Source organism: Flavobacterium plurextorum (assembly GCF_024638035.1).
Lineage (GTDB): Bacteria > Bacteroidota > Bacteroidia > Flavobacteriales > Flavobacteriaceae > Flavobacterium > Flavobacterium plurextorum.
This window is the reverse complement of the sequence record NZ_CP100442.1, coordinates 979,554-1,003,807: the sequence shown is the minus strand read 5'-3', so window position 1 is coordinate 1,003,807 and position 24,254 is coordinate 979,554. Positions and strand designations below refer to the sequence as shown.

At 33.9% G+C, this 24,254-nt stretch carries 20 protein-coding genes; 12 read left to right on the top strand and 8 right to left on the bottom strand.

Annotated features, from left to right (window positions below):
* The first annotated feature begins 331 nt into the window (after nt 1-331).
* The 4 genes from mnmG to NLG42_RS04615 all read left to right on the top strand — a co-directional run bounded on the left by mnmG (nt 332) and on the right by NLG42_RS04615 (nt 6,552).
* Entirely contained in the window at nt 332-2,203 is a 1,872-nt protein-coding gene (mnmG, locus tag NLG42_RS04630) for a tRNA uridine-5-carboxymethylaminomethyl(34) synthesis enzyme MnmG (RefSeq protein ID WP_089059883.1), read from the top strand.
* A gap of 294 nt (nt 2,204-2,497) precedes the next feature.
* Nucleotides 2,498-3,358, top strand: a complete 861-nt coding sequence (locus NLG42_RS04625; RefSeq protein WP_257683118.1) for a class I SAM-dependent methyltransferase — start codon at nt 2,498-2,500, stop codon at nt 3,356-3,358.
* A gap of 234 nt (nt 3,359-3,592) precedes the next feature.
* Entirely contained in the window at nt 3,593-4,168 is a 576-nt protein-coding gene (locus NLG42_RS04620) for an OmpH/Skp family outer membrane protein (RefSeq protein WP_089059882.1), read from the top strand.
* A 104-nt stretch (nt 4,169-4,272) separates the two neighbouring features.
* Nucleotides 4,273-6,552: a helix-turn-helix domain-containing protein gene (locus NLG42_RS04615; protein ID WP_257683117.1), complete on the top strand. Its 2,280-nt coding sequence runs from the start codon at nt 4,273-4,275 to the stop codon at nt 6,550-6,552.
* Between the two features lie 128 nt (nt 6,553-6,680).
* On the opposite strand, the gene NLG42_RS04610 is transcribed toward NLG42_RS04615, so the two are convergent.
* Both NLG42_RS04610 and NLG42_RS04605 read right to left on the bottom strand, forming a co-directional pair.
* Nucleotides 6,681-7,088, bottom strand: a complete 408-nt coding sequence (locus NLG42_RS04610) for a hypothetical protein (protein ID WP_257683116.1) — start codon at nt 7,086-7,088, stop codon at nt 6,681-6,683.
* Nucleotides 7,089-7,222: 134 nt separating this feature from the next.
* The gene (locus NLG42_RS04605; protein WP_257683115.1) at nt 7,223-8,185 is read right to left on the bottom strand and encodes an HU domain-containing protein; all 963 of its coding nucleotides are present in this window, start codon (nt 8,183-8,185) and stop codon (nt 7,223-7,225) included.
* A 238-nt stretch (nt 8,186-8,423) separates the two neighbouring features.
* Here NLG42_RS04605 and dprA point away from each other — a divergent pair, with 238 nt between their 5' ends.
* Nucleotides 8,424-9,524: a DNA-processing protein DprA gene (dprA, locus tag NLG42_RS04600; RefSeq protein ID WP_257683114.1), complete on the top strand. Its 1,101-nt coding sequence runs from the start codon at nt 8,424-8,426 to the stop codon at nt 9,522-9,524.
* Nucleotides 9,525-9,569: 45 nt separating this feature from the next.
* On the opposite strand, the gene trpS is transcribed toward dprA, so the two are convergent.
* A complete protein-coding gene (gene trpS / locus NLG42_RS04595; protein WP_089053503.1) occupies nt 9,570-10,544 on the bottom strand; it encodes a tryptophan--tRNA ligase in 975 nt (324 codons plus the stop codon).
* Between the two features lie 174 nt (nt 10,545-10,718).
* On the opposite strand from trpS, the gene NLG42_RS04590 reads away from it, so the two are divergent.
* Nucleotides 10,719-11,474, top strand: coding sequence for a lysophospholipid acyltransferase family protein (locus NLG42_RS04590; protein WP_099717866.1), 756 nt, complete (start codon nt 10,719-10,721; stop codon nt 11,472-11,474).
* Nucleotides 11,475-12,018: 544 nt separating this feature from the next.
* Here NLG42_RS04590 and NLG42_RS04585 read toward each other — a convergent pair.
* The 5 genes from NLG42_RS04585 to NLG42_RS04565 form a co-directional block, all read right to left on the bottom strand.
* Entirely contained in the window at nt 12,019-12,648 is a 630-nt protein-coding gene (locus tag NLG42_RS04585; RefSeq protein WP_099717867.1) for a hypothetical protein, read from the bottom strand.
* Between the two features lie 105 nt (nt 12,649-12,753).
* Nucleotides 12,754-13,761: a recombinase RecA gene (recA, locus tag NLG42_RS04580; protein ID WP_089053501.1), complete on the bottom strand. Its 1,008-nt coding sequence runs from the start codon at nt 13,759-13,761 to the stop codon at nt 12,754-12,756.
* A 164-nt stretch (nt 13,762-13,925) separates the two neighbouring features.
* Entirely contained in the window at nt 13,926-14,435 is a 510-nt protein-coding gene (locus NLG42_RS04575; protein ID WP_089056990.1) for an acyl-CoA thioesterase, read from the bottom strand.
* Between the two features lie 86 nt (nt 14,436-14,521).
* Entirely contained in the window at nt 14,522-14,905 is a 384-nt protein-coding gene (locus NLG42_RS04570; RefSeq protein WP_089053499.1) for a DoxX family protein, read from the bottom strand.
* A gap of 7 nt (nt 14,906-14,912) precedes the next feature.
* Nucleotides 14,913-16,061 carry a DNA polymerase III subunit gene (locus NLG42_RS04565; protein ID WP_089056991.1) on the bottom strand — a complete coding sequence of 383 codons (1,149 nt, stop codon included), beginning with the start codon at nt 16,059-16,061 and terminating at the stop codon, nt 14,913-14,915.
* On the opposite strand from NLG42_RS04565, the gene NLG42_RS04560 reads away from it, so the two are divergent.
* The 6 genes from NLG42_RS04560 (at nt 16,056) to NLG42_RS04535 (ending at nt 24,170) form a co-directional block, all read left to right on the top strand.
* Nucleotides 16,056-16,190: a hypothetical protein gene (locus NLG42_RS04560; RefSeq protein WP_257683113.1), complete on the top strand. Its 135-nt coding sequence runs from the start codon at nt 16,056-16,058 to the stop codon at nt 16,188-16,190. The genes NLG42_RS04565 and NLG42_RS04560 overlap by 6 nt on opposite strands.
* Before the next feature lie 307 nt (nt 16,191-16,497).
* The gene (locus NLG42_RS04555; RefSeq protein ID WP_089056992.1) at nt 16,498-16,950 is read left to right on the top strand and encodes a hypothetical protein; all 453 of its coding nucleotides are present in this window, start codon (nt 16,498-16,500) and stop codon (nt 16,948-16,950) included.
* A gap of 189 nt (nt 16,951-17,139) precedes the next feature.
* Nucleotides 17,140-18,432, top strand: coding sequence for a hypothetical protein (locus tag NLG42_RS04550; RefSeq protein ID WP_089056993.1), 1,293 nt, complete (start codon nt 17,140-17,142; stop codon nt 18,430-18,432).
* Nucleotides 18,433-18,533: 101 nt separating this feature from the next.
* Nucleotides 18,534-18,947 carry a hypothetical protein gene (locus NLG42_RS04545; RefSeq protein ID WP_089056994.1) on the top strand — a complete coding sequence of 138 codons (414 nt, stop codon included), beginning with the start codon at nt 18,534-18,536 and terminating at the stop codon, nt 18,945-18,947.
* The gene (sprC, locus tag NLG42_RS04540; RefSeq protein ID WP_257683112.1) at nt 18,944-20,389 is read left to right on the top strand and encodes a gliding motility protein SprC; all 1,446 of its coding nucleotides are present in this window, start codon (nt 18,944-18,946) and stop codon (nt 20,387-20,389) included. Before NLG42_RS04545 ends, sprC begins: the two co-directional genes overlap by 4 nt.
* Before the next feature lies 1 nt (nt 20,390).
* The gene (locus NLG42_RS04535; protein ID WP_257683111.1) at nt 20,391-24,170 is read left to right on the top strand and encodes a PorP/SprF family type IX secretion system membrane protein; all 3,780 of its coding nucleotides are present in this window, start codon (nt 20,391-20,393) and stop codon (nt 24,168-24,170) included.
* Nucleotides 24,171-24,254 lie beyond the last annotated feature (84 nt).

Genomic DNA, 24,254 nt, shown 5'->3' with positions numbered 1-24,254 from the left:
GAATATTGAAATTGATAATTAGTAATTGTTCCACGTGAAACGTTTTTATGTAAAGTTGTTTTTAAAAAATGTTTCACGTGGAACATGTGAAATTTAATTCTGACAAGAAGGAGGTAATAGAATGTTTCACGTGAAACATCTAGTTTTTAGTTTTGATTTTAGTGGAAAATAAACGCGTTCCACGTGGAACTTTTAAGTTGGTTTTAAAACTTGAAACTTGAAATTTGAAAACTGAAACCTGAAACGAAACAAAAGTTCCACGTGGAACAAAGAAGATAAAAGTTAATTCTGAGAATCGCCTTAACCGGTTTGCAGAGAATAATAAAACAAAATGTTTTTAGAAGAATACGATGTTATTGTAGTTGGCGCTGGTCATGCAGGATCTGAAGCCGCGGCAGCGGCCGCAAATTTAGGATCCAAAACTTTATTGGTTACAATGAGTTTGCAGAACATAGCTCAGATGTCATGCAATCCTGCAATGGGAGGAATTGCAAAAGGACAAATCGTTCGTGAGATTGATGCGCTTGGAGGTTACTCTGGAATTGTATCAGATCGAACTGCAATTCAGTTTAAGATGTTGAACAAATCAAAAGGACCAGCAATGTGGTCGCCAAGAGTTCAAAGTGATCGAATGCGTTTTGCAGAGGAATGGAGAATGATGTTGGAGGGAACTCCAAATTTAGATTTTTACCAAGAGATGGTAAAAGGGTTGATTATTGAGAACGGAAAGATAAAAGGAATCAAAACTTCGCTTGGAGTTGAAATTCGTTCAAAATCGGTGGTGTTGACAAACGGAACTTTTTTGAACGGATTAATTCATATTGGGGAAAAACAATTCGGTGGAGGAAGAGCAGGCGAAAGTGCTGCAACTGGAATTACTGAAGATTTAGTGAAAGCTGGATTTGAAGCTGGAAGAATGAAAACAGGAACGCCGCCTCGAGTTGATGGACGTTCTTTGGATTATTCTAAAATGAATGAAGAAAAAGGAGATGCGAAACCGGATAAGTTTTCTTATTCGGATTTAACTGTTCCGTTGACACATCAAAGATCTTGTCACATGACATACACTTCGCTTGAAGTTCATGATATTTTGAGAGAAGGTTTTGATCGTTCGCCAATGTTCAATGGAAGAATCAAAAGTTTAGGTCCAAGATATTGTCCGTCGATTGAAGATAAAATTAATCGTTTTGCGGATAAAGAACGTCATCAACTTTTTGTTGAGCCAGAAGGATGGAATACTTGTGAAGTTTATGTAAACGGATTTTCGACTTCGCTTCCGGAGGATATTCAATTTAAAGCGTTGAGTTCTGTTGCGGGTTTTGAGAAAGTGAAATTCTTTCGTCCGGGTTATGCAATCGAGTATGATTATTTCCCGCCGACACAATTGAAACATACTTTGGAAACGAAGTTGGTTGAAGGGTTATATTTTGCTGGACAAATTAATGGAACGACAGGATATGAAGAAGCAGCATCGCAAGGTTTGATGGCCGGAATAAATGCGCATTTGAAAGTGCATGAAAAAGCGCCATTAATTTTAAAACGTGATGAAGCTTATATTGGGGTTTTGATCGACGACTTGATTACGAAAGGAACCGAAGAACCATATCGTATGTTTACATCAAGAGCGGAGTATAGAACTTTATTGCGCCAAGATAATGCAGATTTTAGATTAACGCCAATGTCTCATGAAATTGGTCTTGCTTCTGAAGCTCGTTTGCGAAGAATGGAAAAGAAATTAAACGAGTCTGAAAAGATGGTTGCATTTTTTAAAGAAACAAGTGTTTCGGTCGCGGAGACAAATCCAATTTTAGAAGCGAAGGAAACGGCACCAATTACACAAGGTGATAAAATGTTTAAAGTTTTCTCTCGTCCGCAGATTGATTTAGAAGATATGCTGAAATTCGAAAAAGTGAAAGCGTATGTTGAGGAGAATGATCTAGACAGAGAAATATTAGAACAAGCCGAAATTCAAGTTAAGTATTCTGGTTATATCGAAAAGGAAAGAAATAACGCTGATAAGTTAACTCGTTTAGAAGAAGTAAAAATTCCAGAGAATTTTGATTATAATAAAATTAAGTCAATGTCGATTGAAGCAAAACAAAAATTGGGAAAAATTCGACCAGTTACAATTTCTCAAGCTTCAAGAATCAGCGGAGTGTCGCCAAGTGATATTTCTGTGCTTTTAATTTATATGGGACGATAAATAAATTATTTCAAGTTTCAGGTTTCAAAGTATATTGGAATCTGAAATTTTGTTTTGTTTTGTTCTGAATGAACTTAGAAATTGAAACAATGTAAACTTGAAAAGAATAATTTTGTTCCACGTGAAACGATTTTTATAAAAATATCGTTTTATGAAAAAAATAGAGAATAAATTATAGAATTGTAGAGATGGACAATTGTCCATCTCTACAATTTTGAAATCATATCAAATCAAGATTAGTCGAGCTTCGGTTTGTCTAAATTATACGCACCTACTAAAACTATTAATTTAAAAATGGACGTTTTAAACAAAAAACATTTTCTTACTGTAAAAGACCATTCTGTTTCAAAAGAAATTTTCAATTTATATTACGATGAAAATCTAGATATGCTGATTACTTCACCGCAGCCCGATTTGGCAAATTTGGGAAGATATTACGAAAGTGAAGATTATATTTCGCATACAGACAATAAACGTTCGTTATTTGAGAAAGCATATCATTTTGTAAAAAATATTGCTTTAAAGAATAAACTGAATTTAATCAATGCTGAACAAATTCATAAAGGAAGAATTTTAGATATTGGTGCTGGAACAGGTGATTTTTTATTGACTGCAAAAAATGATGGTTGGGAAACTGTTGGAGTAGAGCCAAGCGAAAGAGCAAAAAATATTGCAATTCAAAAAGGGATTTCGTTTGTGCATGAAATTAGTGATCTCGAAAGTCATTCTTTTGATATTGTAACAATGTGGCATGTTTTAGAACATGTACCAAATTTAGAGCTTCAAATTCAAGAATTGAAACGATTATTGAAACCAACTGGAACATTAATTGTTGCGGTTCCAAACTTTAAATCTTTTGATGCGGAATATTATAAATCTTTTTGGGCAGCTTATGATGTGCCAATTCATTTTTGGCATTTTTCAAAAAAATCAATTCAATCACTTTTTGAAAAAGTTGATATGAAATTAGAAAAGGTTCTGCCAATGAAATTTGATTCTTTTTATGTGAGTCTTTTATCAGAAAAATACAAAACTGGAAAAATGAATTTTATTAGTGCATTTTTTATCGGATTGCGATCAAATTTAAAAGCGTCAAGTACAAAAGAGTATTCGTCGCATATTTATGTGCTAAAAAACAACCAAAACGCAAAATAAGCGTATTTAAGGCGTTTTTCGAGGGTAACCGAGGGTTTGTATTGTCTTTTTTGAGATAATTCCTCTGAGAAAAGCTATGATAGCCACTTTTAATAGTGATATTTTATAGTAGCTTTTAACTCGATAAATAAAACCAATATCATAAAATTTTAGCATTTTTTAAACTTTATGTGGATGCTATTTATTTTTTTATATTTTTGTCTTTAATACTTTAAAAAAAATAGAAATTTAGAAATGAAAAAAGCATTAGTAATTATCGCACTTTCAATTTTTGTTGTTTCATGTGATAAAGCAGCCGAAGTTAAGGAAGTAAAAACAGCTTACGTAGATACTTCAGTTTTAATGAAAGAGTACACTGAAGCAAAAGACCTTGAAGCTAAATACAAAGCTCAAGCAGAAGAAAAGGGAAGACAACTTCAAGCTGAAATTACTCGTTTTAAACAAGACGCTGCTAATTTTCAAAGTCAAGCACAAGCTAATGGTCAGCAATGGGCGCAGCAAAGAGGCGCTGAATTGCAAAAAAGAGAGCAGCAATTAGGTTATGCTCAACAAGCATTATCTCAGCAATTGCAGCAAGAGAGCGGTGTAGAAATGGATTCTCTAGTAAGCGGAGTTAAAAAATTTATTAAAGATTACGGTAAGAAAAACGGATATTCTTATATCTACGGTACTGGTGATGCAGCTTCAATATTGTATGCTGAAGATAAGTACGACATTACAAAAGAAGTTGTTAAAGCTTTGAATGATAAATACAAAGCTTCTCCTAAAACAGAAGATAAACCAGCTGTAAAAGAAGAGGCTAAAAAATAAACTGCCAAACTAACTAACTAAATTGAAAAACCTAAATCACCCAGTTGATTTAGGTTTTTTTCTTTTATAAAAATGCGATATTTTTGACCTTTAATACCCGCCTAATGCAAAACGTTTCAGAAGCTGCAGCTTATACCTTGCAATTTATAAATCAAACGCAAAAATCGATATTTTTAACCGGTAAAGCTGGTACAGGAAAAACGACTTTACTGCGCGAAATCATTGCGACTACTCATAAAAATACTGTTGTTGTGGCTCCTACGGGAATTGCTGCGCTTAACGCCGGCGGTGTAACAATTCATTCCATGTTTCAGCTGCCGTTTTCGGCTTTTTTGCCCACTTATCAAGAAAGTTCTCAGTTTACTGAAACTGTGAAATTCGAGAATAAAGAATCTCTGCGCAGGCATTTTAAGATGAATAACGTTAAGCGAAACGTGATTCGGAATATGGAATTATTGATTATTGATGAAGTTAGTATGTTACGCGCTGATTTACTAGACGCTATCGATTTTATGATGCAGACAGTTCGCAAAAATACGCGTGCTTTTGGCGGGGTTCAAGTACTTTTTATTGGAGATTTATTGCAATTACCGCCAGTAATTCGGGATGAAGAATGGCGCACACTTCGCAATTATTACAAAGGAAAATTCTTTTTTCATTCACACGTTATCACACAGAATCCGCCTTTGTACATTGAATTATCTAAAATCTACCGTCAAAGCGATGATGTTTTTATTTCTGTTTTAAATAATCTGCGTAATAATCAAATTACAAAAGAAGATGTACAGGTTTTAAATCAATATGTTCAGCCGGATTTTGATTTAAAAAACAATCCTGGTTTTATAACACTTACAACACATAATGCAAAGGCAGATACTATTAACGAGCAGGCAATCAATGATTTATCAGGAAATGAGTTTACATATCAGCCTTTTGTAGTTGGAGATTTTCCAGAAAAAATATTTCCAGTTGAAGAAAGTTTAAAACTGAAAGTGGGAGCGCAGGTAATGTTTGTTAAAAACGATTTGTCTTTTGAGAAACGCTATTTCAATGGAAAAATGGGCGTTATAAAATCACTTTCACCAGAAGAAATCTTTGTTCATTTTCCAGAAGAGAACAAAACTATTGAAGTAGAGAAATACGAATGGAAAAACATTCGATACAAGGTAAATGAACTTACAAAAGAAATCGAAGAAGAGGTTTTAGGCACATTTGCACATTATCCTTTAAAATTGGCTTGGGCAATTACAGTGCATAAAAGTCAAGGATTAACTTTTGAGAAAGCTGCGCTCGATGTATCGCAAGTTTTTCTGCCTGGTCAGGCATATGTAGCATTATCGCGGTTAACGTCCTTAAATGGGCTTATTTTGCTTTCTCCGATACAAATGAATGGTCTTTCCAACGATCAAGATGTGATGGATTATTCTTTGAACAAAGCAACAGAAGATGTTTTGAAGAATTCTCTTCATTTTGAAACTAAAAATTTTATTCATAACTATTTGATTAATAGTTTCAATTGGGCAGATTTAGCGCAGGAATGGCGCAATCATCGTTTTAGTTATAACGAAAATGCTGCTAGTTCCGAAAAATCTAAGCATTCTGTGTGGGCTCATAAACGTTTGGAAACAATAGATTCGCTTATAAATCCATCGGAGAAATTTGTGCAGCAGCTAAATAAAATATTCAGTAAAGAAACGGTTGATTTATTGTTTGTGCAGGAAAGAGTTACAGCGGCTTATGATTACTTTTTTAAGCCGATGGATAAATTAGTTACAGACCTTTTGAGTAAAATGGCTGAAATTCAAAAATTTAAAAAGGTAAAAGAATTTTACGAAGAATTAGCTTTATTGGATGATTTACAAACAAAAGCAGTCTTGCGTTTGATGAAGGCAAAATTACTAATTGAAGTAGTCGTTTCCCGTGAAACAATTTGCAAAGAAAAATTAACTTCTCCAGCGATAAAAAATTATAAAACAGATAAAGTTTCTAGAATCAAAGAAGACTTTAAAATGGCGAATACAGACATGTTTCAAGCCGAAGAGCCAGTAACGCGTTATATCTCTAAAAAAGTGGATAAAACAGCCGAAAAAGGCCCAAAAAAGACCACTGTAGAAGAAACCCACGAACTATGGCTGGAAAAAAACTCTGTTGAAGATATTGCAAGACTTAGAAAATTGACGGTTCAAACAGTCGAAATGCATTTGGTAAAACTTATTCAGGCCAAGAAAGTTGATATTTCTGATGTTCTTCCTTACGACAAAATTCTTGCGCTGCGTGAAGCTTTTCAGTTTTATCAAGAAGAATCGCTTAATGGTTTAAAAGAAAAACACGGCGATGAGTTTAGTTGGGATGAACTTAAAATGTTTAAAGCCAGTATAAATTAATTGTATAAAATAGATTATAAGGTAATTATTAGATTATTTTATAGTTTATAAAGTACTTTACAAATAGCTTTTTATAAGTTCCACGAGAAACAAAAAATCCTATTCAAATTGAAATAGGATTTTTTGTTTTAATACTGCGCTTTTAGACTTTCCATTTTGTTTTGTTGTTGTATCTTTTTTAGTTTAAGCTTTTCAATTTCAATATCTTCTTGTTTGATCTTAATTTTTTGTTTTTGTAGATCTTCTGGAGATAATGATATAGTATTGATTTTTGATTCTAGTTTGGATTGTTTCGCTTCTAGTTTTTCGATTTTATTAGAGGTGTTTTCAATATCTTTTTCTGAATTTTTTAGATCTCGAAGATGATTATCAATTCTTTTTTGCTCTTTTTTTAAGGCTTGCCGCTCGTTGATTAGTCTTTTGGTATAATCAGATTGTTCTTTCTGAGTTTCTTTTTCTGTTTTTTCTTGTGCAAAAAATGAATTGGAATTTAGAATGAATAATAAAGCGAATAAAAATCGTAAAGTTGGTTTCATTACATAATGTTCTTTAAATTGTTGAAGAACAAAAATATACCTGCGTTACTAGATTACGGTTCTAAAGAGGACTTTTTAAGGAGAGAATAGGGCAAAAAAAAGCCCGTTCAATGAGTAGAACAGGCTTTAGTTTTTTATAAATTTTCGACTAGAATCCAGGCATCAGGATTTTCGCCTTTTTGTATTTCTTTTTGCGCTTTTTGCGCTTCATTCATGGTAGCATAACTTCCGTATAAAACAGGAAATAAGCCGTGTTTGTTTTCTCCAAGCATTCTAGCTTGATAACCATCTTTAATCAATTGGTTATAAGCTTTTCTTGCATTTTGTTCACTTCTAAAAGCGCCTGCCATAATATGATAAGGCATTACTTTTTCTGCAGGAGTTTCTACTTTTGCTGAATCAACTGCAAGAGTTACAGCAGGTAAAGGATTTTCAATAAAGAAAGTTGCTTCTTGTATTTTAGTTTGAACTTTTTTCTGTACAACACCTTCTACAACAAGAGTTTGTGCCGCAATTTGATTTTGGTAAAGCGGGTATCCAATACTTCCGGTAATTCCTAAACCAAGAACAAAAATAGCAGCATATCTTAAGAAAGTTCGTGATGATCTTCCTTCTTCATTTTCATATAACGAAACGCTTTCTTTTTCAAGCTGTTCCAGTTTTTGCTCAAAATTCTCTTTCTTAATCAATGGCGAAACAAACGGACTTAATCCGAATGAAGTCGTTAAAAAATTAGTTTGATCATTTGGTGTGAAAATGATATTGCTTTCAGAATTAAGACGGATTTCTCCAATGTTTTTTAAACTTATAACTCCGTTTTCTTCCAGTGTTTTTTTCCAACTCTGAACTTCAGCAGCAATAGCATTTACAGCAAAACCATACGTTGTACTTTCTGCATGCGATATATGATTAGCCAATAGTCCATCATTGTTTTTAAGATGACTGTTGAAAGAGATCATTTTTTTTGGTGGAAAAAATGAATTTGTGCTTTCATTAAGCTGTGCCGATTGAATTTCGGTTAAAAATGCTCCAAACCCTGGAACCGTTACACACTGATAACGATACAATAACTGTGCGATGTAAGTTTCGATTTTCATAGAAACAAAGTTAGGTAATGAATATAGTTATCAAAATTTTATTCACAATTTTTATTAACAATTCGGCTTTTTTTATAGACAATTCGTTTTCAATAATTTAAGAATTTTTGTTGTCATTTTAATTAATGCGCTGAAAGTTAAATTTAAATATTTATTAAGAAATTACTTTATTTTATTCATATTTGTACGATTAAATTGCTTTAGTTTTTGTTTCTATTTTACATAATGTTATAAAGAGATGTCAGATCAAGAATTGTTTTATTTATTAGCCTTAATGAAGGTGGATGGTGTAGGGGATATAATGGCTAAAAAATTGCTTTCTAATTTTGGAGATGCTGAAACTATTTTTAAAGCAAAATCAAATCAAATTGCTGTTATCGATGGAGTTGGAAGCGTTTTAATGAAAAATTTGAAAGACAAAACTATATTTGAAAAAGCCAGTAAAGAACTTGAATTTATAAAGGCGGATGGTTTGAAAGTTTCTTTTTTTCAAGACGATGATTATCCGGATAGACTTAAACATTGTATTGATTCTCCAGTATTGATTTTTTCTTCTGGAAATATAAATTTAAAAAATAGGAAGATTATCAGCATAGTAGGCACGCGACAAATAACATCGTATGGAACTGAATTTTGTCGGAAGTTGATTGAAGATCTTGTGCCTTTAGATCCTGTAATTGTAAGTGGTTTTGCGTACGGTGTTGATATTGTGGCGCATCAATTGGCTGTGGAAAACAATTTGCAGACAATTGGAGTTTTGGCACACGGTTTAAACCAAATTTATCCGAAAACGCACAAAAAGTATATGGCGAAAATTGAGGAAAATGGTGGTTTTATTACTGAGTTTTGGAGCTCATCAAATCCAGATAAAGAAAATTTTGTTCGCCGAAACCGCATTGTTGCGGGAATGAGTGAAGCTACAATTGTGATAGAATCTGCAGATAAGGGAGGATCGCTTATTACGGCACATTTGGCCAACGATTACAATCGTGATGTATTTGCTGTTCCCGGTCGTGTCACTGATAAATACAGTCAAGGCTGTAATAACCTCATTAAAACGCAAAAAGCAAATGTTTTGACCTCTGCTGCCGATTTGGTTTATATTTTAAACTGGGACGTTAAAAACAAGCTAAAAACAGTGCAGAAACAATTGTTTGTGGATTTAGATGAATGTGAACAGAAGATTTATGATTTTTTACTTAAAAACGGTAAAGAATTGCTGGATATAATTGCGATAGAATGTGATCTGCCATTATTCAAATTATCGGGAACGCTTTTAAATATGGAATTGAAGGGCATTATTCGTCCTTTGCCAGGAAAGTTGTTTGAAGCGGTTTAAAACAAAAAAGCCTAACAGGTTTTTAAATCTGTCAGGCTTGATAAATTATTTTTGAAACCCAAGAACATCTCTTACTTTGGCAAGAACACCATCAGCAACAACAGAAGCTTTTGCTGCACCTTTTTTCAATAGCGCATCAACTTCATCAAGATTGTTTATGTAGTAATTGTATTTTTCTCTTTCTGTTTTAAATTTTTCTGTAATCAATTCAAACAAAGCTTGTTTGGCATGACCATAACCATAATTTCCGCCTAAATAATTGGCTCTCATTTCAGCAATTTGCTCTTCTGTTCCCAATAGTGAATAGATAGCAAAAGCATTACAAGTATCTGGATTTTTAGGATCTTCAAGCGGTGTGCTGTCAGTTTCAATACTCATAACCTGTTTGCGTAAAACTTTATCATCAAGAAAAATATTGATAATATTATTGGCAGATTTACTCATTTTTCCGCCATTCGTTCCAGGAATTAACATACTGTTTTCTTGAATTTTAACTTCTGGAATAACAAATGTTTCGCCCATTTGATGATTGAAACGTGAAGCGACGTCACGCGTGATTTCTAAATGCTGCATCTGATCTTTTCCAACTGGAACAAATTCTGCATCATAAAGTAAAATATCAGCAGCCATTAACATCGGATATGTAAAAAGTCCAGCGTTTACATCATCTAAACGATCTGCTTTATCTTTAAAAGAATGCGCTAAAGTCAAACGTTGAAAAGGAAAAAAACAGCTTAAGTACCAAGTCAATTCAGTTGTTTGAGCCACATCAGATTGTCTGTAAAAGGTAACTTTATCAGGATTTAAACCACAGGCAAGCCAAGCAGCGGCAGTACTATATGTGTTTTCTCTTAAAGTTTTACCATCTTTAATTTGTGTAATTGAATGTAAATCAGCTATAAACAAATAAGATTCGTTTGCTGGATTATTCGATAACTCAACTGCAGGGATAATCGCTCCCAATAAATTGCCTAAGTGCGGCGTTCCAGTACTCTGAACACCAGTAAGTATTTTTGCCATTCTTGTTTTTCTTATTCTGTATTTGCAAATGTCGTGATGTTTTTTTATAACCACAAAGTTTATTTTTTTATCAGATGGCGTTTTTACCGTTGAGAACACAAAGTTTTTCGTGGTAAAAAAATACTTCGGGTTGTATTATTTAAAATTCATTTCTGTTTTCTTACATTTGAAACCATGAAAGGATTTAAAATTGTTTTTTGGATTTTATGGCGTATTTGGTTTTATGTTTTAATGGCCATTCCAATAATTATTATGCTGCCGTTTTTAGTGATTTCTATTCTCTCAGAGAAGGGTTATCCTTATTTCTTTAAAATGGCTCGTATTTGGGCTAAATTTATCCTTTACGGGATGGGTTTTTATTACAAAGTAAAGCGCGAACAGAAACTCATTAAGCACAAAAGCTACATGATTGTCGCTAATCATACTTCGATGACAGACATCATGTTGACGCTTGCTATCATAAAGAATCCTTTTGTTTTTGTGGGAAAGAAAGAACTTGTAAAAATTCCGTTATTTGGTTTTTTCTATAAAAGAACTTGTATTTTGGTCGATAGAAATTCTTCCCGAAGTAAAAATGAGGTTTTTAAACGTGCTCAGAGTCGTTTAAATCAAGGTTTGAGTATTTGTATTTTTCCAGAAGGCGGAGTTCCAGATGATGAAAGTGTTTTGCTGGATGAGTTTAAAGACGGTGCTTTTAGACTGGCTATTGATCATCAAATTCCAATTGTTCCAATCGTTTATCCAGACAATAAAGAACGTTTTTCATATACTTTTTTTAGCGGCAGTCCAGGAAAAATGAGGGTAAAAGTTTTACCATTTGTTGAAACGAATGGGCTGACTTCTGAAAACCGAAAAGAGCTTAGAGACAAAGTCAGACAATTGATTTACAAAGAATTGTTAGAGTTTGAGAAAAAAGATTCTAAAAAATAATTATATAAAACCCGATATCCAGCTTAAAGGATATCGGGTTTTCTTTTTGAATTAAAAACGTCCTTTTATGTTTAAAGAAGTTTATCTATGAATTATTTTTTCTGAGATAAAACGCAGCACTTTTTTAAATTTCAATTTGGTTTTTTTTCGGTTTTTACTGTACAACACTTCTATTTTCTCTTTCATGGTTAAAATATTATAAGGTTGGTAATAAAGAGTTTAAAACTCAGTTAACGTCACATAATAGTAGATTGTAAAAATTGAAAAAGGTTGCGTCAAGGAATAAAAAAAAATAATAAGGTGGCAAAATCCGTCAGCAAAAACTAACGGATTCGTACCTTAACCAACCAAATTTATTCTAAAAACCGTCGAATAGGTATTTATGGCAAATACCTGCCCAAATATTAATTTTATTTATTAGATGGGTTAATTTGAAAATGGTTGCGTTGTTTTTCTGTTTTTTTTTGAAAATAAAAAAATTGAAAGGTTTATCAGTGTGGAGGGTTTTAATTTAAAAGTAGTAAAATATTCATTTTTAGTTATTTCATAACTTATCGAAACCCGAAGAATCTTGGTTTTTACGTCTAATAACTGATATTTTCATGTTTTTGGTAAAGAAAAATAACAGCCCTAGAAGATCAAAAACTATAATTAATGATAGAAATGATCTTTTCGAGAAACTATAATTATTAAAATTTTCCGAAATTATATTGATAATGCTTTTTTCAAGAAACAAACTTATGATTATCAGTAGAATAATGGTGAAACATAAATGTTTTTGATTTTGAAAGTGCTTAATTTCATTCTGAAAATCTTTGGAATAATTATACATTGTTTGATTGTTATTTTTTACTGCTGTATTAATTAATTCATCATAGCTCATGTATTGCCTAGAAATATCATCTTTAGTGTTTTCTGGTGAATTTTTTGAGATGAATAAGGCTGTAATTTTTATGATTTCGTAAATAATCAAAGAGGTTAGAATAAATACAATTTGAGATACAAAAATGACTAGCAAATCATCAATTTTTAGTGTTTCTAGAATAATGCTTAGTGGTTTGTTTAAGAATAAATTTCCCGAAATATCTCCCGCAAGCAGCCAAGTTGTGAGTATTAATAACCAATAAAATAGGGTATTAAAATTATCAAAAAATTTGTGGATGTTGTTTAGCATAGTTAGTTAGATTAAGTATATAATTTGTTTTATAAATAAAAAACCCGACAAGTTAACTCGTCGGGTGGTATTTATCAAATCTTTAAATTACAGATTTTTAATTATTTAAGCGTTTGCTAATTCTTTGATGTGCGCTTTAATTTTTACTTCTAATTCATCAGCTAGTTCTGGATTATCTTTAATTAAGGCTTTTACAGCATCGCGTCCTTGTCCTAATTTTGTATCTCCGTAACTAAACCAAGATCCTGCTTTTTTAACGATTTCAAATTCAACCGCTAAGTCAAGAATTTCACCAGTTTTAGAAACTCCTTCTCCGTACATAATGTCGAATTCGGCAGTTTTAAAAGGCGGTGCAACTTTGTTTTTAACGATTTTAACTTTTGTTCTGTTTCCAATAACGTTTTCACCGTCTTTAATTTGAGATGAACGACGAATATCTAAACGAACTGAAGCGTAGAATTTTAATGCGTTACCACCAGTTGTAGTTTCAGGATTACCGAACATTACACCAATTTTTTCACGCAGCTGGTTGATAAAGAAAACAGTACAGTTAGTTTTACTAATTGTTCCCGTTAATTTTCTTAAAGCCTGAGACATTAAACGTGCGTGAAGACCCATTTTCGAATCTCCCATTTCACCTTCAATTTCACTTTTTGGAGTCAAAGCGGCAACAGAGTCAATAACAACAATATCAATTGCACCAGAACGAATCAGGTTTTCAGCAATTTCTAAAGCTTGTTCTCCATTGTCTGGTTGTGAGATAATTAGGTTTTCGATATCTACACCTAATTTTTCAGCATAATTTCTATCAAAAGCATGCTCTGCATCGATAAATGCAGCAATACCGCCTGCTTTTTGAGCTTCGGCAATAGCATGTAATGTTAATGTAGTCTTACCAGATGATTCTGGACCGTATATTTCAATAATTCTTCCTTTTGGATAACCATTTACCCCAAGAGCTAAATCAACGCCAAGTGAGCCAGAAGAAATCGTTTCTACCTCCACGATGGCTTTATCGCCCATTTTCATTACGGTTCCTTTTCCGTAGGTTTTGTCAAGTTTATCAAGCGTTAATTGTAACGCTTTTAATTTGGCTTCTTTGTCTGAACTCATCTTTTTATTTTGTCTAAAATTGTTATTTTGTTTCTTTTTAATAAAAATCTAAAAGAGTAAACAGTGTCCTGATTTTTATTTTTTTAGGCTTGTAATTTGGTAAAAATACTTCTTTTTTTTGAAGTTTAGGCGACTCAGATTGTCACAAATTGTAACAAATTTTACTATAGAAACAAAGCCTTTAGTTCTGTGGCGTCAGACGGTTGCATTTTACCAGCAAGAACTAAACTCAGCTGTTTACGGCGCAAAGCTGCATCAAATCGTTGTATTTCAAGTTCAGTTTCTGGTAATATTGGCGGTACTTCAACAGGTCTTCCAGTATCATCAACAGCAACAAAAGTATAAATGGCTTCATTTGCTTTTGTTCTGCTTCCAGATTCGCGATCTTCTACCCAAACATCAATGAAAACTTCCATCGAACTTTTGAAAGATCTTGATACTTTTGCTTCAACAGTTACAACACTTCCTAGTGAAATAGCTCTGTTAAAAGCAACGTGATTTACAGATGCCGTTACTACAATTCGGCGAGAATGTCTCCGTGCCGCAATACTTGCTGCACGATCCATACGGGCAAGTAACTCACCGCCAAATAGATTGTTTAAAGGATTTGTTTCACTTGGTAAAACTAAATCGGTTAAAATAGTTAGGGATTCTGAAGGATGTTTTGCATTCATTTTTTGATAAAATTTTATTTTCTTACGCCGTTTCCAGATTTAAAAATCTTTTAAATTGCGGCTTACTTTTTTAAAATTATGGTCGACTAATTCAACCAATAAACTGCCATTACAGCAGGAATAAAATAAATTACAATGGTTCTTGCACCATCATAATCTTTTGCTAATCTTTGTCCGAAAAGCATCATTAACAAACAAATACAAGAGAAAATTGCTCCATAAAAGCCATATTCTCGGCCGCTGTTTGTTAACAATTGAATTGCTCCAACTACACATAAAACACCAGAAATTAATTCTAATATTAATAAATGAAATAGGGCAAGAGGAACTTGGTTTTTTAGAGGTGTTTTGGCAAAATGACCTTTAAGCCATTCAACATTATCTTTCCAATAAAAAATCTTTTCATAACCTGATTGTAAAAAAGTTATGGCTAAAAATGCTAATAATAAAATAGAGGCGGCATTATTCATCTGAAAATTATTTTTTGTGAATTAAACGAGTCAGTTTTATAGATAAATCGGTTAAGATTATTTTTGCATTTCCGTTTCTTTCAATGTGATACATCGCATCTGAAAGTTCTTTGAAAATTTCATGAATATTATTGCCGTTTACAAAAGGCGCGAAATTCTCCAGTTTAAATTTGTCTACTTTAGGTTCAATATAAACCAAAGTTGGCGCTTGATAGTTAAGCAAAAGTGCTTGACGAAACATTTCAATACAAAACTGAATAAACTTTTTTTGGCTTTCGCGGCCAAGTCCTGCAATTTCTTCGCTCCAGGAAATTAAATCCTGAATTGCGGCAGCATTTCCTTTTGCTCTAAAAGCGGCGCGAACCCAATTGACAAACCATTGTTCAAATGGATATTCAGAATCATCTTCTTTGAGCAGATGAAGTGCTTTATTGAAATTTCCTTGAGCTTGATGTGCAATTTTGAAAGCTGATTTTTCGTCGAGATTTTCTTTTGAAATTAAAGCTTCGGCAATTACTTTTTCCGGCAGTCCGTTAAAGTGAATTACTTGACATCGAGAGCGTATGGTTTGAATAATATCTTCTTCATTTTCAGAAATCAGAATAAAAATTGTCTTATCCGAAGGCTCTTCCAGAAGTTTTAATAGTTTGTTTGAAGCTGCAATATTCATTTTGTCAGCCATCCAAATGATCATAATTTTATAACCGCCTTCGTATGATTTCAGTGAAAGTGATTTTAAAACTTCCTGCGCATCTTCAACTCTTATTTCTCCTTGTTTGTTTTGAACGCCAAGTATTTTATACCAGTCAAATAATCCGCCGTAGGGCATTTCGTGAATGAAGGTTCGCCAATCTTGAATAAAATCTAAGCTTTTTGGTTTTGTTTTTACATCTTCGGTTGTAACCGTAGGGTAAATAAAATGCAGATCGGGATGCGATATATTTTGAAATTTCAGGTTACAGGAATCGTTACCATTTTCGTTTTCATTTCCAGAGTTATTGCACAAAATATACTGCGCATAAGCAATTGCTGTCGATAATGTACCGCTTCCTTCGGGGCCGATGAATAATTGTGCATGCGGAATTCGTCCAGAAGACGCGCTTTTTATTAAATGGCTTTTGATGTAATCCTGACCTAAAATTTGTGAAAATTGCATGAAGCAAAGATAGAAGAAAATGATGTAGTCAAAAATTTTCCAGATAAAGATTATGCTGCTGCTTTAATTTATGAGATTCTGATGGATTTTTATAAAAATATTTGCGGTTTGTTAACGGACTTTTGTTAATAAAATAGTTCACGCGAGTAAATATCAAGACTTTTTTGTTAATATTTTTTTCAAAAAAATGACGAACATATGTTTTTTTTGGTTATTTAGAGTAGATTTTGCTCTATTTTTTATGGCTTAAATCTTACGGTTTGGATTTTAACAATTTTAACAGAAAGCACGGTAAAACGCACATTTTCTCGACATAACGCTGGTTTTTAAGCTTTTTTTAAGCTTTTTTTTTGAAAAAACAAATCAATAAAGTTGCAATTTAAGTTAATTTCTATATTTTTGTTTTCATCAACAACCAATTATTTAATAAGAATTTATGAAAGGGAAAATTATTTTATTAAGTGCATTTTTTATCTTGACAACTGCAGCTGCTTCAGCTCAGGCAAAGAATGCTCCAAGAAGTATAATTAGTACGACAGCTCTTATTCGTAAATATCACGATCAAAAAGAATTGAGTGGTATGCAAAAAGGAGAATTGTTAGAGTTATACATTGAACGAATAAAAGTTTTAGTAAAAACTCTCCCTTACATTGCGTTGGTTACAAAACCAGGTGTTACAATGGCAGACTTAGGTATTCCAGACGATAACGAACACAAAAAAGTTTTAGATGCTCAGGCTGTTGGCACAACAAATTTCTTAGACACTACGGTAGAATTTCAAAGAAAAATGATGCCATATTCAGATAAAGGAAACTTAATCGCAGCAATTTTATTTTACGAAAGTACATTGAAATCTTTACACGAATTCAACGATTTGAACGAAATGTAATTTTTATAAAAATATTTTAAATCACTTTTTTGATGCTTGTACGGCTTTTAAGTTCATACTGCATTTTGAAAGAAGAAAGAAAATTAACTCGTTCTCGATGTGTTCTGGATACCAACAGAAAATTTCGAGATGAGTTTTTTCATTTACGCATACCCAAATTTATTATTAACCCCCAATACCCCCCTTATCATGAAAAAAATTACTCAAATGATCTGTATCTTTTTGACAGTCACAAGTATGAGTGCTCAACAAGAGAAAGGAATTATGGGCTACACCAATTGGTTAAACAACTGGACCGAATTTAAGCCTAACAAAGTAGATTACGGAGAAGCAAACCAAATTTTAGCAGGAAACATTTCTGTTAACACAAAATTGCTGAAGAGGAATATTTATGTTTTGCAAGGTAACGTGTATGTTACAAATAATGCAGTTTTAACAATTGAACCAGGAACATTAATTATTGGTGATTTTGAAACAAAAGGAACATTGGTAGTTACTAAAGGTGCACAAATTATGGCCGATGGTTTAGAAACTGATCCAATTGTTTTTACTTCTAACAGAAGCTTGAAAAAAGCTGGAGACTGGGGTGGAGTTGTTATTCTTGGAGATGCTCCAATTAACAAATTTGGAAATGTAGGTTCTTATAATCTAGATCTTGACCCAACTCTTACTACTTACGGTGGTGATAATACAGCTTCAAATTCTGGTATAATGCGATTTGTTAGAATCGAATTTGCTGGAAAAAAAGTTAAAGGTTTAGATACTTTCAACGGATTAACTATCGCTGGAGTTGGTAGTAAAACAATCTTAGAAAATGTAATGGTAAGCTACTCTGGAGGAGATTCATTTGCTTTCTTTGGAGGTGATGTAAATGCTACAAAATTTGTTTCTTATAAATCAATCAACGACGATTACAAATTTACTCAAGGAGTTCAATGTCGTTTATACAATTCATTAGCTGTTAGATCATCTTACTTGTCTAGTAACAAAGATGGATCTCGTTGTATGGAAGTAAAATCATATGAAAAGAAAAGTGAAACAGATTTTACTAAAAAACAAACGCTTGTTGTTGCTACGAATATCACAATGCTTAACGACAGTGAAAACATCAATGCTGATATTCAATCAGGTTTAGTAAAAGAGGCTGTTTATGTAGCCGAAAACGCTTCTCTTGAAATGAAAAGAAGTGTAATCTCTGGATTTAATCCTGCTGTATTGTTAGACAGTAAAACGGAGATCAATGATGCTAATCTTAAAAAAATCAAATTTGAAGAAATGTACTTCAACCTATGTAAAGGAAATATCTTTACAGAGTACAATTCTAACAATGAAGATTTAGAGAGCTGGTACGGAAACAGCGTGTTTTTTAACGTTTATTCTCAAAGCAGCAACAAGGAAACATTCATTGACATTTTCAACGCTAAAAAACCAGATTTTAGATTACAATTAGGAAAAATCACAGCTTCAAGCGGCAATAGATAAATAGATTTCGATTTTTATTTCAACGCGTAAATTTTATTAATAAAGTCCCCAGACACAATTTATGTATCGTCTCAACCGGACCAAATAAAGATCAAGACATAATGGCTCAATCTACAAAAAAGTATTTTTTATATACAATATTTTTGTTTTCGCCTATATCGTTAAGTCTATATGCACAAAGTGCTGCAACAACAGAATCTATAGTTTCTGTTGAAGCTCAGTGCAGTTTGACTTCGTTTAAAGCGACAAACCAAAAAAATGATCCTGCTAAAGGGATCAGTCAATTAGAGAATTCTAATCAGTTTATAGCAGGGCTGTCCACCCCCAAGGACAGCCTTACTATTGCAACTGAAATGAAGGATCTAAGTGCAGACTGTAATGAAAATTCATTAATTAGTGCAACTTCAATTCTTGCAAAAGATATTATTGAGAACTATAAATATGATTTTTCAGAAACATTCATAGATATCTTATTTTTTGAACGTATAGACTTATCTAGAACACGTACTATATGATTCAAAAAATTACTTTTTCTTTTACCAGATTACTTATTTTATTTAGCATAATTCTATTTACTAAATCGAGTTCTTATGGGCAGACTATTATTCCAAAGCAGCTTGATGGATTGGAAAAGTTATGTGCGGGAAGTTCATTTAATGAGTTTTATGCATCATTTAGTTATGTTAATTTTCCTGCTGGAACCACATTTGTCATAGAAATTTTAGACAATTCAAATAATCCTATAGCAACAACTTTTTTAGATGCTGTGGATGTTAGTTCTACACAGAAAACGATAAAATTTGCAGTTCCTGTAAGTTTGACCGGTTCAGATTTGTACGGATTGAGAGTTAAAAGTTCAGGAGCATCTCCTGTTACAAGTGTTCGATTTAAAAACTCTATTGGAGACACTTCTTTTCCTGTTTATTATAAAGATTTTGAATCTAAATTCTTTATTAATAATCAAAATACTAATGTAACGATCTGTCCAGGCGGAAGTGTAACTCTTTCAATAGATAATAGTACACCTTCTATACCTAATTCATCACCTTTAAACTTTACAAAACTTACATATACGTGGTATAAAGACGATATTGCTATTGCTGGTCAAAGCGGTAAAGACCTTGTTGTAAATACAGCAGGGAGTTACTATGTTGTGGTCAATTACGGTAAATGTTCAGATGTTAATATTAGTTCAAACAAAGTGACAGTCGCTACTTCGAGCGGAGGTTCTGGCGTTACAATCGATTCAAACTTAGGAAATCCTTTTTGTTCAAACGGCACAGGTACAATTTTAACAGCAACCGCAGGAAATAAGTATCAATGGAAAAGGAATGGAGTTGCGATTAAAGATGCTGTAGGTCGTTCATATGCCACAAATGAATCTGGTGTTTATTCCGTTGATGTCGATTTTGGAGGCTGCAGTGCTTCAGGATCTATCGATCTTAAAAGTAACGGATTTACAGCAAGTATAGATGTTGCAGATACTACTTCTCTTAATGAAGGTGAAACGGTTAATGTGAGCCTTACTACAAACGCTGCTAATCCAGAGTATGAGTGGTCATTAAACGGAAATGTAATCGCAGGAGCAAGATCAAGATCATATTTGGTAGCCGCACCTGGTAACTATAAAGCAAAAATTTCACAGACTACAGGATGTATATCTTCTCAGGAATTTAGTTTTAAAGTTACTGGTCCAACAGCACCATCTACAGTTATTCAGAATATAATTAAGCTCAGCAGTACAAATCCATATTGGAATATTCCTGATGCTTATAAAAATGCTAGTACTAAAGTAATTATTCTAAGTTCAAACGGCGAAAAAGTGCTTGATGTTTACAACTATCAAGGCGATTGGCCGCAGACGGCAATAGATTTTAAAAATGTAAATCCAGTATATTACTATGTCATTCAATCAGACACCGGTGAAAAAAAAGGATCAATAACTGTGATTAAATAAGATGAAGAAAATTTTACTATTCATAACTTTATTTTACGGTTTTTCAAATGCACTCTATTCTCAGGAACAAAATGAGAATGGAGTTGTTTCGTTTTCAATGCCTATAAGAAATTCTTTAAAGTTCAACAGATATTTAATTAACCCAGCGTTTAGTTTTGTTCGAGAAACAAATGCCTATGCAAGTTTTTATAATAAAAGACAATGGGTACAATTTGACAATGCGCCGCAAACTTATTTGGTGGGTTACTCAGGTCGTTTTAGAGAAAATGAAGCTTTCGCTTTTGGTTTATTTCAACAAAATTATGGTTTAATGACCGTTTTTGGCGGAGTCGGAAATTTTGCTCACAACATCGTTTTACAAGAAGACAGCAACTTAACATTCGGTTTGAATGCAGGTGTTTATAAAAGCGGATTAGACAGAGGTAAAATCGTTTCAGATGATATTGAAGTTCTAAACGGAGAATATCCCTCAAATACTTTATTAACTGTTAATCCAGGTATTAATTACGGAACTGCTTTTCTAGATTTCGGATTATCGATAAACAACTTAGTGCTTTACAATTTTGGTTCAGGAATGGTAAAGGATGATCCCGAAAGAGCCATACAATTGCACGGAATGTACACGGGTTATTTGGATAGTTTTGGTTTTTTTGACAGAAGTAAATTTTCGGGACTTGTAAAAACAGAGATTAAAAAAGATAAAACAGTTATTTCTGGACTTGCTATGCTTGCTATTCCGCAAGGAGTTTGGGCGCAGGCAGGATATAATACTTTATATGGAATTTCGGCTGGTTTAGGGGTTAATATTTCGCCTAGCATTTCGATCGAATACAATTATGAAAGAGGAATGGGAAATTTCACCAATATGGGAGGTTCTCATGAGTTTGCAATTGCATATAAATTTAAAAGTAAAAATTACTATTACGGTGAAGATGAAGAAGGTTCATTAATAGATCCTGCAAAACCAAAACCAGTAATGGCTAAGAAAACTACAAGTGCTCCAGTTACGAGAGTGAGTGGTGCCGAAACAGCTAGATTAGCAGCTGAAGCTAAAGCTATTGCTGATGCAGAAGCAAAACAAGCTAGACTTGCTGCTGCAGAAAAAGTGAAGGCTGATGCCGAAGCCGCAGCAAAAGCAAAATTAGAAGCAGATAATAAAGCGAAAGCAGATGCAGAAGCTATTAAGATAAAATTAGCAGCCGATGCTAAAGCGAAAGCCGATGCCGCGGCCAGTGCGAGAGCACAAACCGCAACAGCAAATAGAGCAGTTGCCACAACACAAAAAACACAAACACAATTGGCTGCAGATAAAGCCAGAGCAGATGCTGAAGCGCGCAGAATTAAACTTGCCGCAGATAATAAAGCAAGAGTTGATGCAGCTGCAGCAGCGAGAGCTCAAGCAATTGCAAATAAACCTGCAGCAGCTAGTGCAGCTCCACAAAAAACACAAGCGCAGTTAGCAGCTGATAAAGCAAAAGCAGATGCAGAGGCTCTTAAAGTTAAACTTGCGGCTGATGCCAAGACCAAAGCAGATGCGGAAGCATTAAGAATAAAATTAGCAGCAGATGATAAAGCTAAGGCCGACGCAGCTGAAGCAAAACGAAAAGCGGAAGCTAAAGCGAAAGCAGAAGAAGCAGATTTACAATCTATACTTGCTGCAGATGCAAAAGCAAAAGCAGATTCGGATGCATTGCAAGCTAAGTTAGCTGCCGAAGCAAAAGCAAAAGCTGCAGCTGAAGCAAAAACTAAAGCTTCAATTGATGCTGCAAATAAGGCGAAACTTGCATCAGATGCAAAAGCGAAAGCAGCTGCGGATGCGGCCTTAAAAGAAAAATTAGCTGCCGATGCAAAAGCAAAAGCAGATGCCGAAGCAAGACAAGCATTAATAGCGGCAGAAGCAAAAGCGAAAGCTGATGCAGAAGCTTTAAAAATTAAGCTGGCTGCAGATGCTAAAGCAAAAGCAGATGCCGAAGCACAAGCAAAACTTGCCGCAGAAGCAAAAGCGAAAGCCGATGCTGAAGCACTTCAAGCAAAATTAGTAGCTGATGCTAAAGCAAAAGCCGATGCTCAAGCTAAGCTGGCTGCTGAGGCTAAAGCAAAAGCAGATGCCGAAGCATTACAAGCGAAACTGGCAGCTGAAGCAAAAGTGAAAGCTGATGCAGAAGCAGAACAAGCGAGATTGGCAGCAGAAGCTAAAGCAAAAGCCGATATGGTCGCATTACAAGCGAAACTAATTGCCGATGCTAGAGTGAAAGCTGATGCAGAAGCAAGTGCGAAAGCAAAGGCAGACGCAGAAGCTAAACAACTACAACAAGCTGAAGAAGCTCGCTTGGCTAAATTAGCTGCAGATGCAAAAGCGAAAGCCGATGCTGAAGCTCTGAAAGCAAAACAAGCCGCTGAAGAAAAAGCAAAACTTGATGCTGAGGCAAAAGCTAAAGCCGATGCACTTCAAGCTAAACTTGCAGCAGATGCGAAAGCTAAAGCTGACGCAGAAGCCTTACAGGCGAAACTTGCAGCCGATGCAAAAGCTAAAGCAGATGCAGAAGCACTACAAGCTAAGTTAGCTGCAGATGCTAAAGCCAAAGCAGATGCTGAAGCTCTTAGAGCAAAACAAGCAGCGGATGAAAAAGCAAAAGCGGATGCAGAAGCGCGTCAAGCAAAACTTGCAGCTGATGCAAAAGCAAAAGCAGATATGGAGGCGGCTCAGGCTAAATTATTAGCAGATGCCAAAGCTAAAGCTGATGCAGAAGCGACTGAAAAAATGAAAGCGGAAGAAGAAACGAGACAGTTAAGATTAGCAGAAGAAGCACGTGAAGCAAAATTATTAGCAGATGCTAAAGCGAAAGCAGACGCTGAAGCTCTTCAGGCAAGATTAGCAGCTGAAGCTGCCGCAAGAGTGGCAGCAACTCCAAAAGACGATACTGCTAAAGCTATTGAAAACTTAACACAATCGTTAGAAAGTTCAAGTAAAGTACAGAAAGATTTATTGTCTCAGTTTAATACAACAGTAGCTAATAAACAAAGAGACTTGAACGACTTAAGAGAAGAAAACGATTTAAGTGAAAAAGGTATTTATAAAGAGCCAAAACCATTTAAAAGCGTCGCTGCCGAAAACAGTCAGTTAGAAGCGTTGAAAGGAAAGCTTGCAGATGCAAGCAGAATGCAAAAAGAAGAGATTGCAAAGCTGACTAATTTGTACAACGAAAGACTTAAAAAAGTTCCAAATAAAAATGACGCTTTAAATAAAGCTTATCTAGATAAGATAAATGAGTTAAAAGCAGCACAGTTAAAAATGGAGCAAGACAGTGCGGTTCTGCTTTCGAATTTGGAGCGTATTAAGACTGAAACAGAGATTGAGAAAAAACGTAGAATTAAACGTGCAGCTTATGAAAATGATCAAGGAAGATATGCACAGGACGTTGCTGCTCTTAAACGTATAAAAGAGACAACAAAATTAAGCAGTACACCATTGAAAGCAAGTGACTTTGATTTTGGTGAAGACCAGTCGAATATGCAGATTATTAAGAATATTAAAAATTCTGATAATGGTTATTATTTAATTATTGCTGTTCACAACAGCGTTGAAAAAAGAGATGAATTCTTAAGAAAAGCTGTAGCAGCTGGACGTGCAGATGTTAATTTCTTCTACAACGTTACAACAAGTAAATATTACATCTATTACGATAAGTTCGATGGATTGCCAGAAGCAACTAAGGCATTAGAAGCTAAAGGATCTAAACCATATAACGGGAAAATGGCTATCGTAAAAGTGGAGAATTAAAAAATATATACAGCTCTCAGCTATCTGAGAGCTTACAGAAATAAATGTTTTAAATACTAATTATTTTGCTTTATGACGCCCCTC

What these genes read in the sequence shown, in the direction of transcription:
- mnmG (WP_089059883.1), top strand. Translation starts at nt 332, where the DNA reads ATGTTTTTAGAAGAATACGATGTTATTGTAGTTGGCGCTGGTCATGCA.
- NLG42_RS04625 (WP_257683118.1), top strand. Translation starts at nt 2,498, where the DNA reads ATGGACGTTTTAAACAAAAAACATTTTCTTACTGTAAAAGACCATTCT.
- NLG42_RS04620 (WP_089059882.1), top strand. Translation starts at nt 3,593, where the DNA reads ATGAAAAAAGCATTAGTAATTATCGCACTTTCAATTTTTGTTGTTTCA.
- NLG42_RS04615 (WP_257683117.1), top strand. Translation starts at nt 4,273, where the DNA reads ATGCAAAACGTTTCAGAAGCTGCAGCTTATACCTTGCAATTTATAAAT.
- NLG42_RS04610 (WP_257683116.1), bottom strand. Translation starts at nt 7,088, where the DNA reads ATGAAACCAACTTTACGATTTTTATTCGCTTTATTATTCATTCTAAAT.
- NLG42_RS04605 (WP_257683115.1), bottom strand. Translation starts at nt 8,185, where the DNA reads ATGAAAATCGAAACTTACATCGCACAGTTATTGTATCGTTATCAGTGT.
- dprA (WP_257683114.1), top strand. Translation starts at nt 8,424, where the DNA reads ATGTCAGATCAAGAATTGTTTTATTTATTAGCCTTAATGAAGGTGGAT.
- trpS (WP_089053503.1), bottom strand. Translation starts at nt 10,544, where the DNA reads ATGGCAAAAATACTTACTGGTGTTCAGAGTACTGGAACGCCGCACTTA.
- NLG42_RS04590 (WP_099717866.1), top strand. Translation starts at nt 10,719, where the DNA reads ATGAAAGGATTTAAAATTGTTTTTTGGATTTTATGGCGTATTTGGTTT.
- NLG42_RS04585 (WP_099717867.1), bottom strand. Translation starts at nt 12,648, where the DNA reads ATGCTAAACAACATCCACAAATTTTTTGATAATTTTAATACCCTATTT.
- recA (WP_089053501.1), bottom strand. Translation starts at nt 13,761, where the DNA reads ATGAGTTCAGACAAAGAAGCCAAATTAAAAGCGTTACAATTAACGCTT.
- NLG42_RS04575 (WP_089056990.1), bottom strand. Translation starts at nt 14,435, where the DNA reads ATGAATGCAAAACATCCTTCAGAATCCCTAACTATTTTAACCGATTTA.
- NLG42_RS04570 (WP_089053499.1), bottom strand. Translation starts at nt 14,905, where the DNA reads ATGAATAATGCCGCCTCTATTTTATTATTAGCATTTTTAGCCATAACT.
- NLG42_RS04565 (WP_089056991.1), bottom strand. Translation starts at nt 16,061, where the DNA reads ATGCAATTTTCACAAATTTTAGGTCAGGATTACATCAAAAGCCATTTA.
- NLG42_RS04555 (WP_089056992.1), top strand. Translation starts at nt 16,498, where the DNA reads ATGAAAGGGAAAATTATTTTATTAAGTGCATTTTTTATCTTGACAACT.
- NLG42_RS04550 (WP_089056993.1), top strand. Translation starts at nt 17,140, where the DNA reads ATGAAAAAAATTACTCAAATGATCTGTATCTTTTTGACAGTCACAAGT.
- NLG42_RS04545 (WP_089056994.1), top strand. Translation starts at nt 18,534, where the DNA reads ATGGCTCAATCTACAAAAAAGTATTTTTTATATACAATATTTTTGTTT.
- sprC (WP_257683112.1), top strand. Translation starts at nt 18,944, where the DNA reads ATGATTCAAAAAATTACTTTTTCTTTTACCAGATTACTTATTTTATTT.
- NLG42_RS04535 (WP_257683111.1), top strand. Translation starts at nt 20,391, where the DNA reads ATGAAGAAAATTTTACTATTCATAACTTTATTTTACGGTTTTTCAAAT.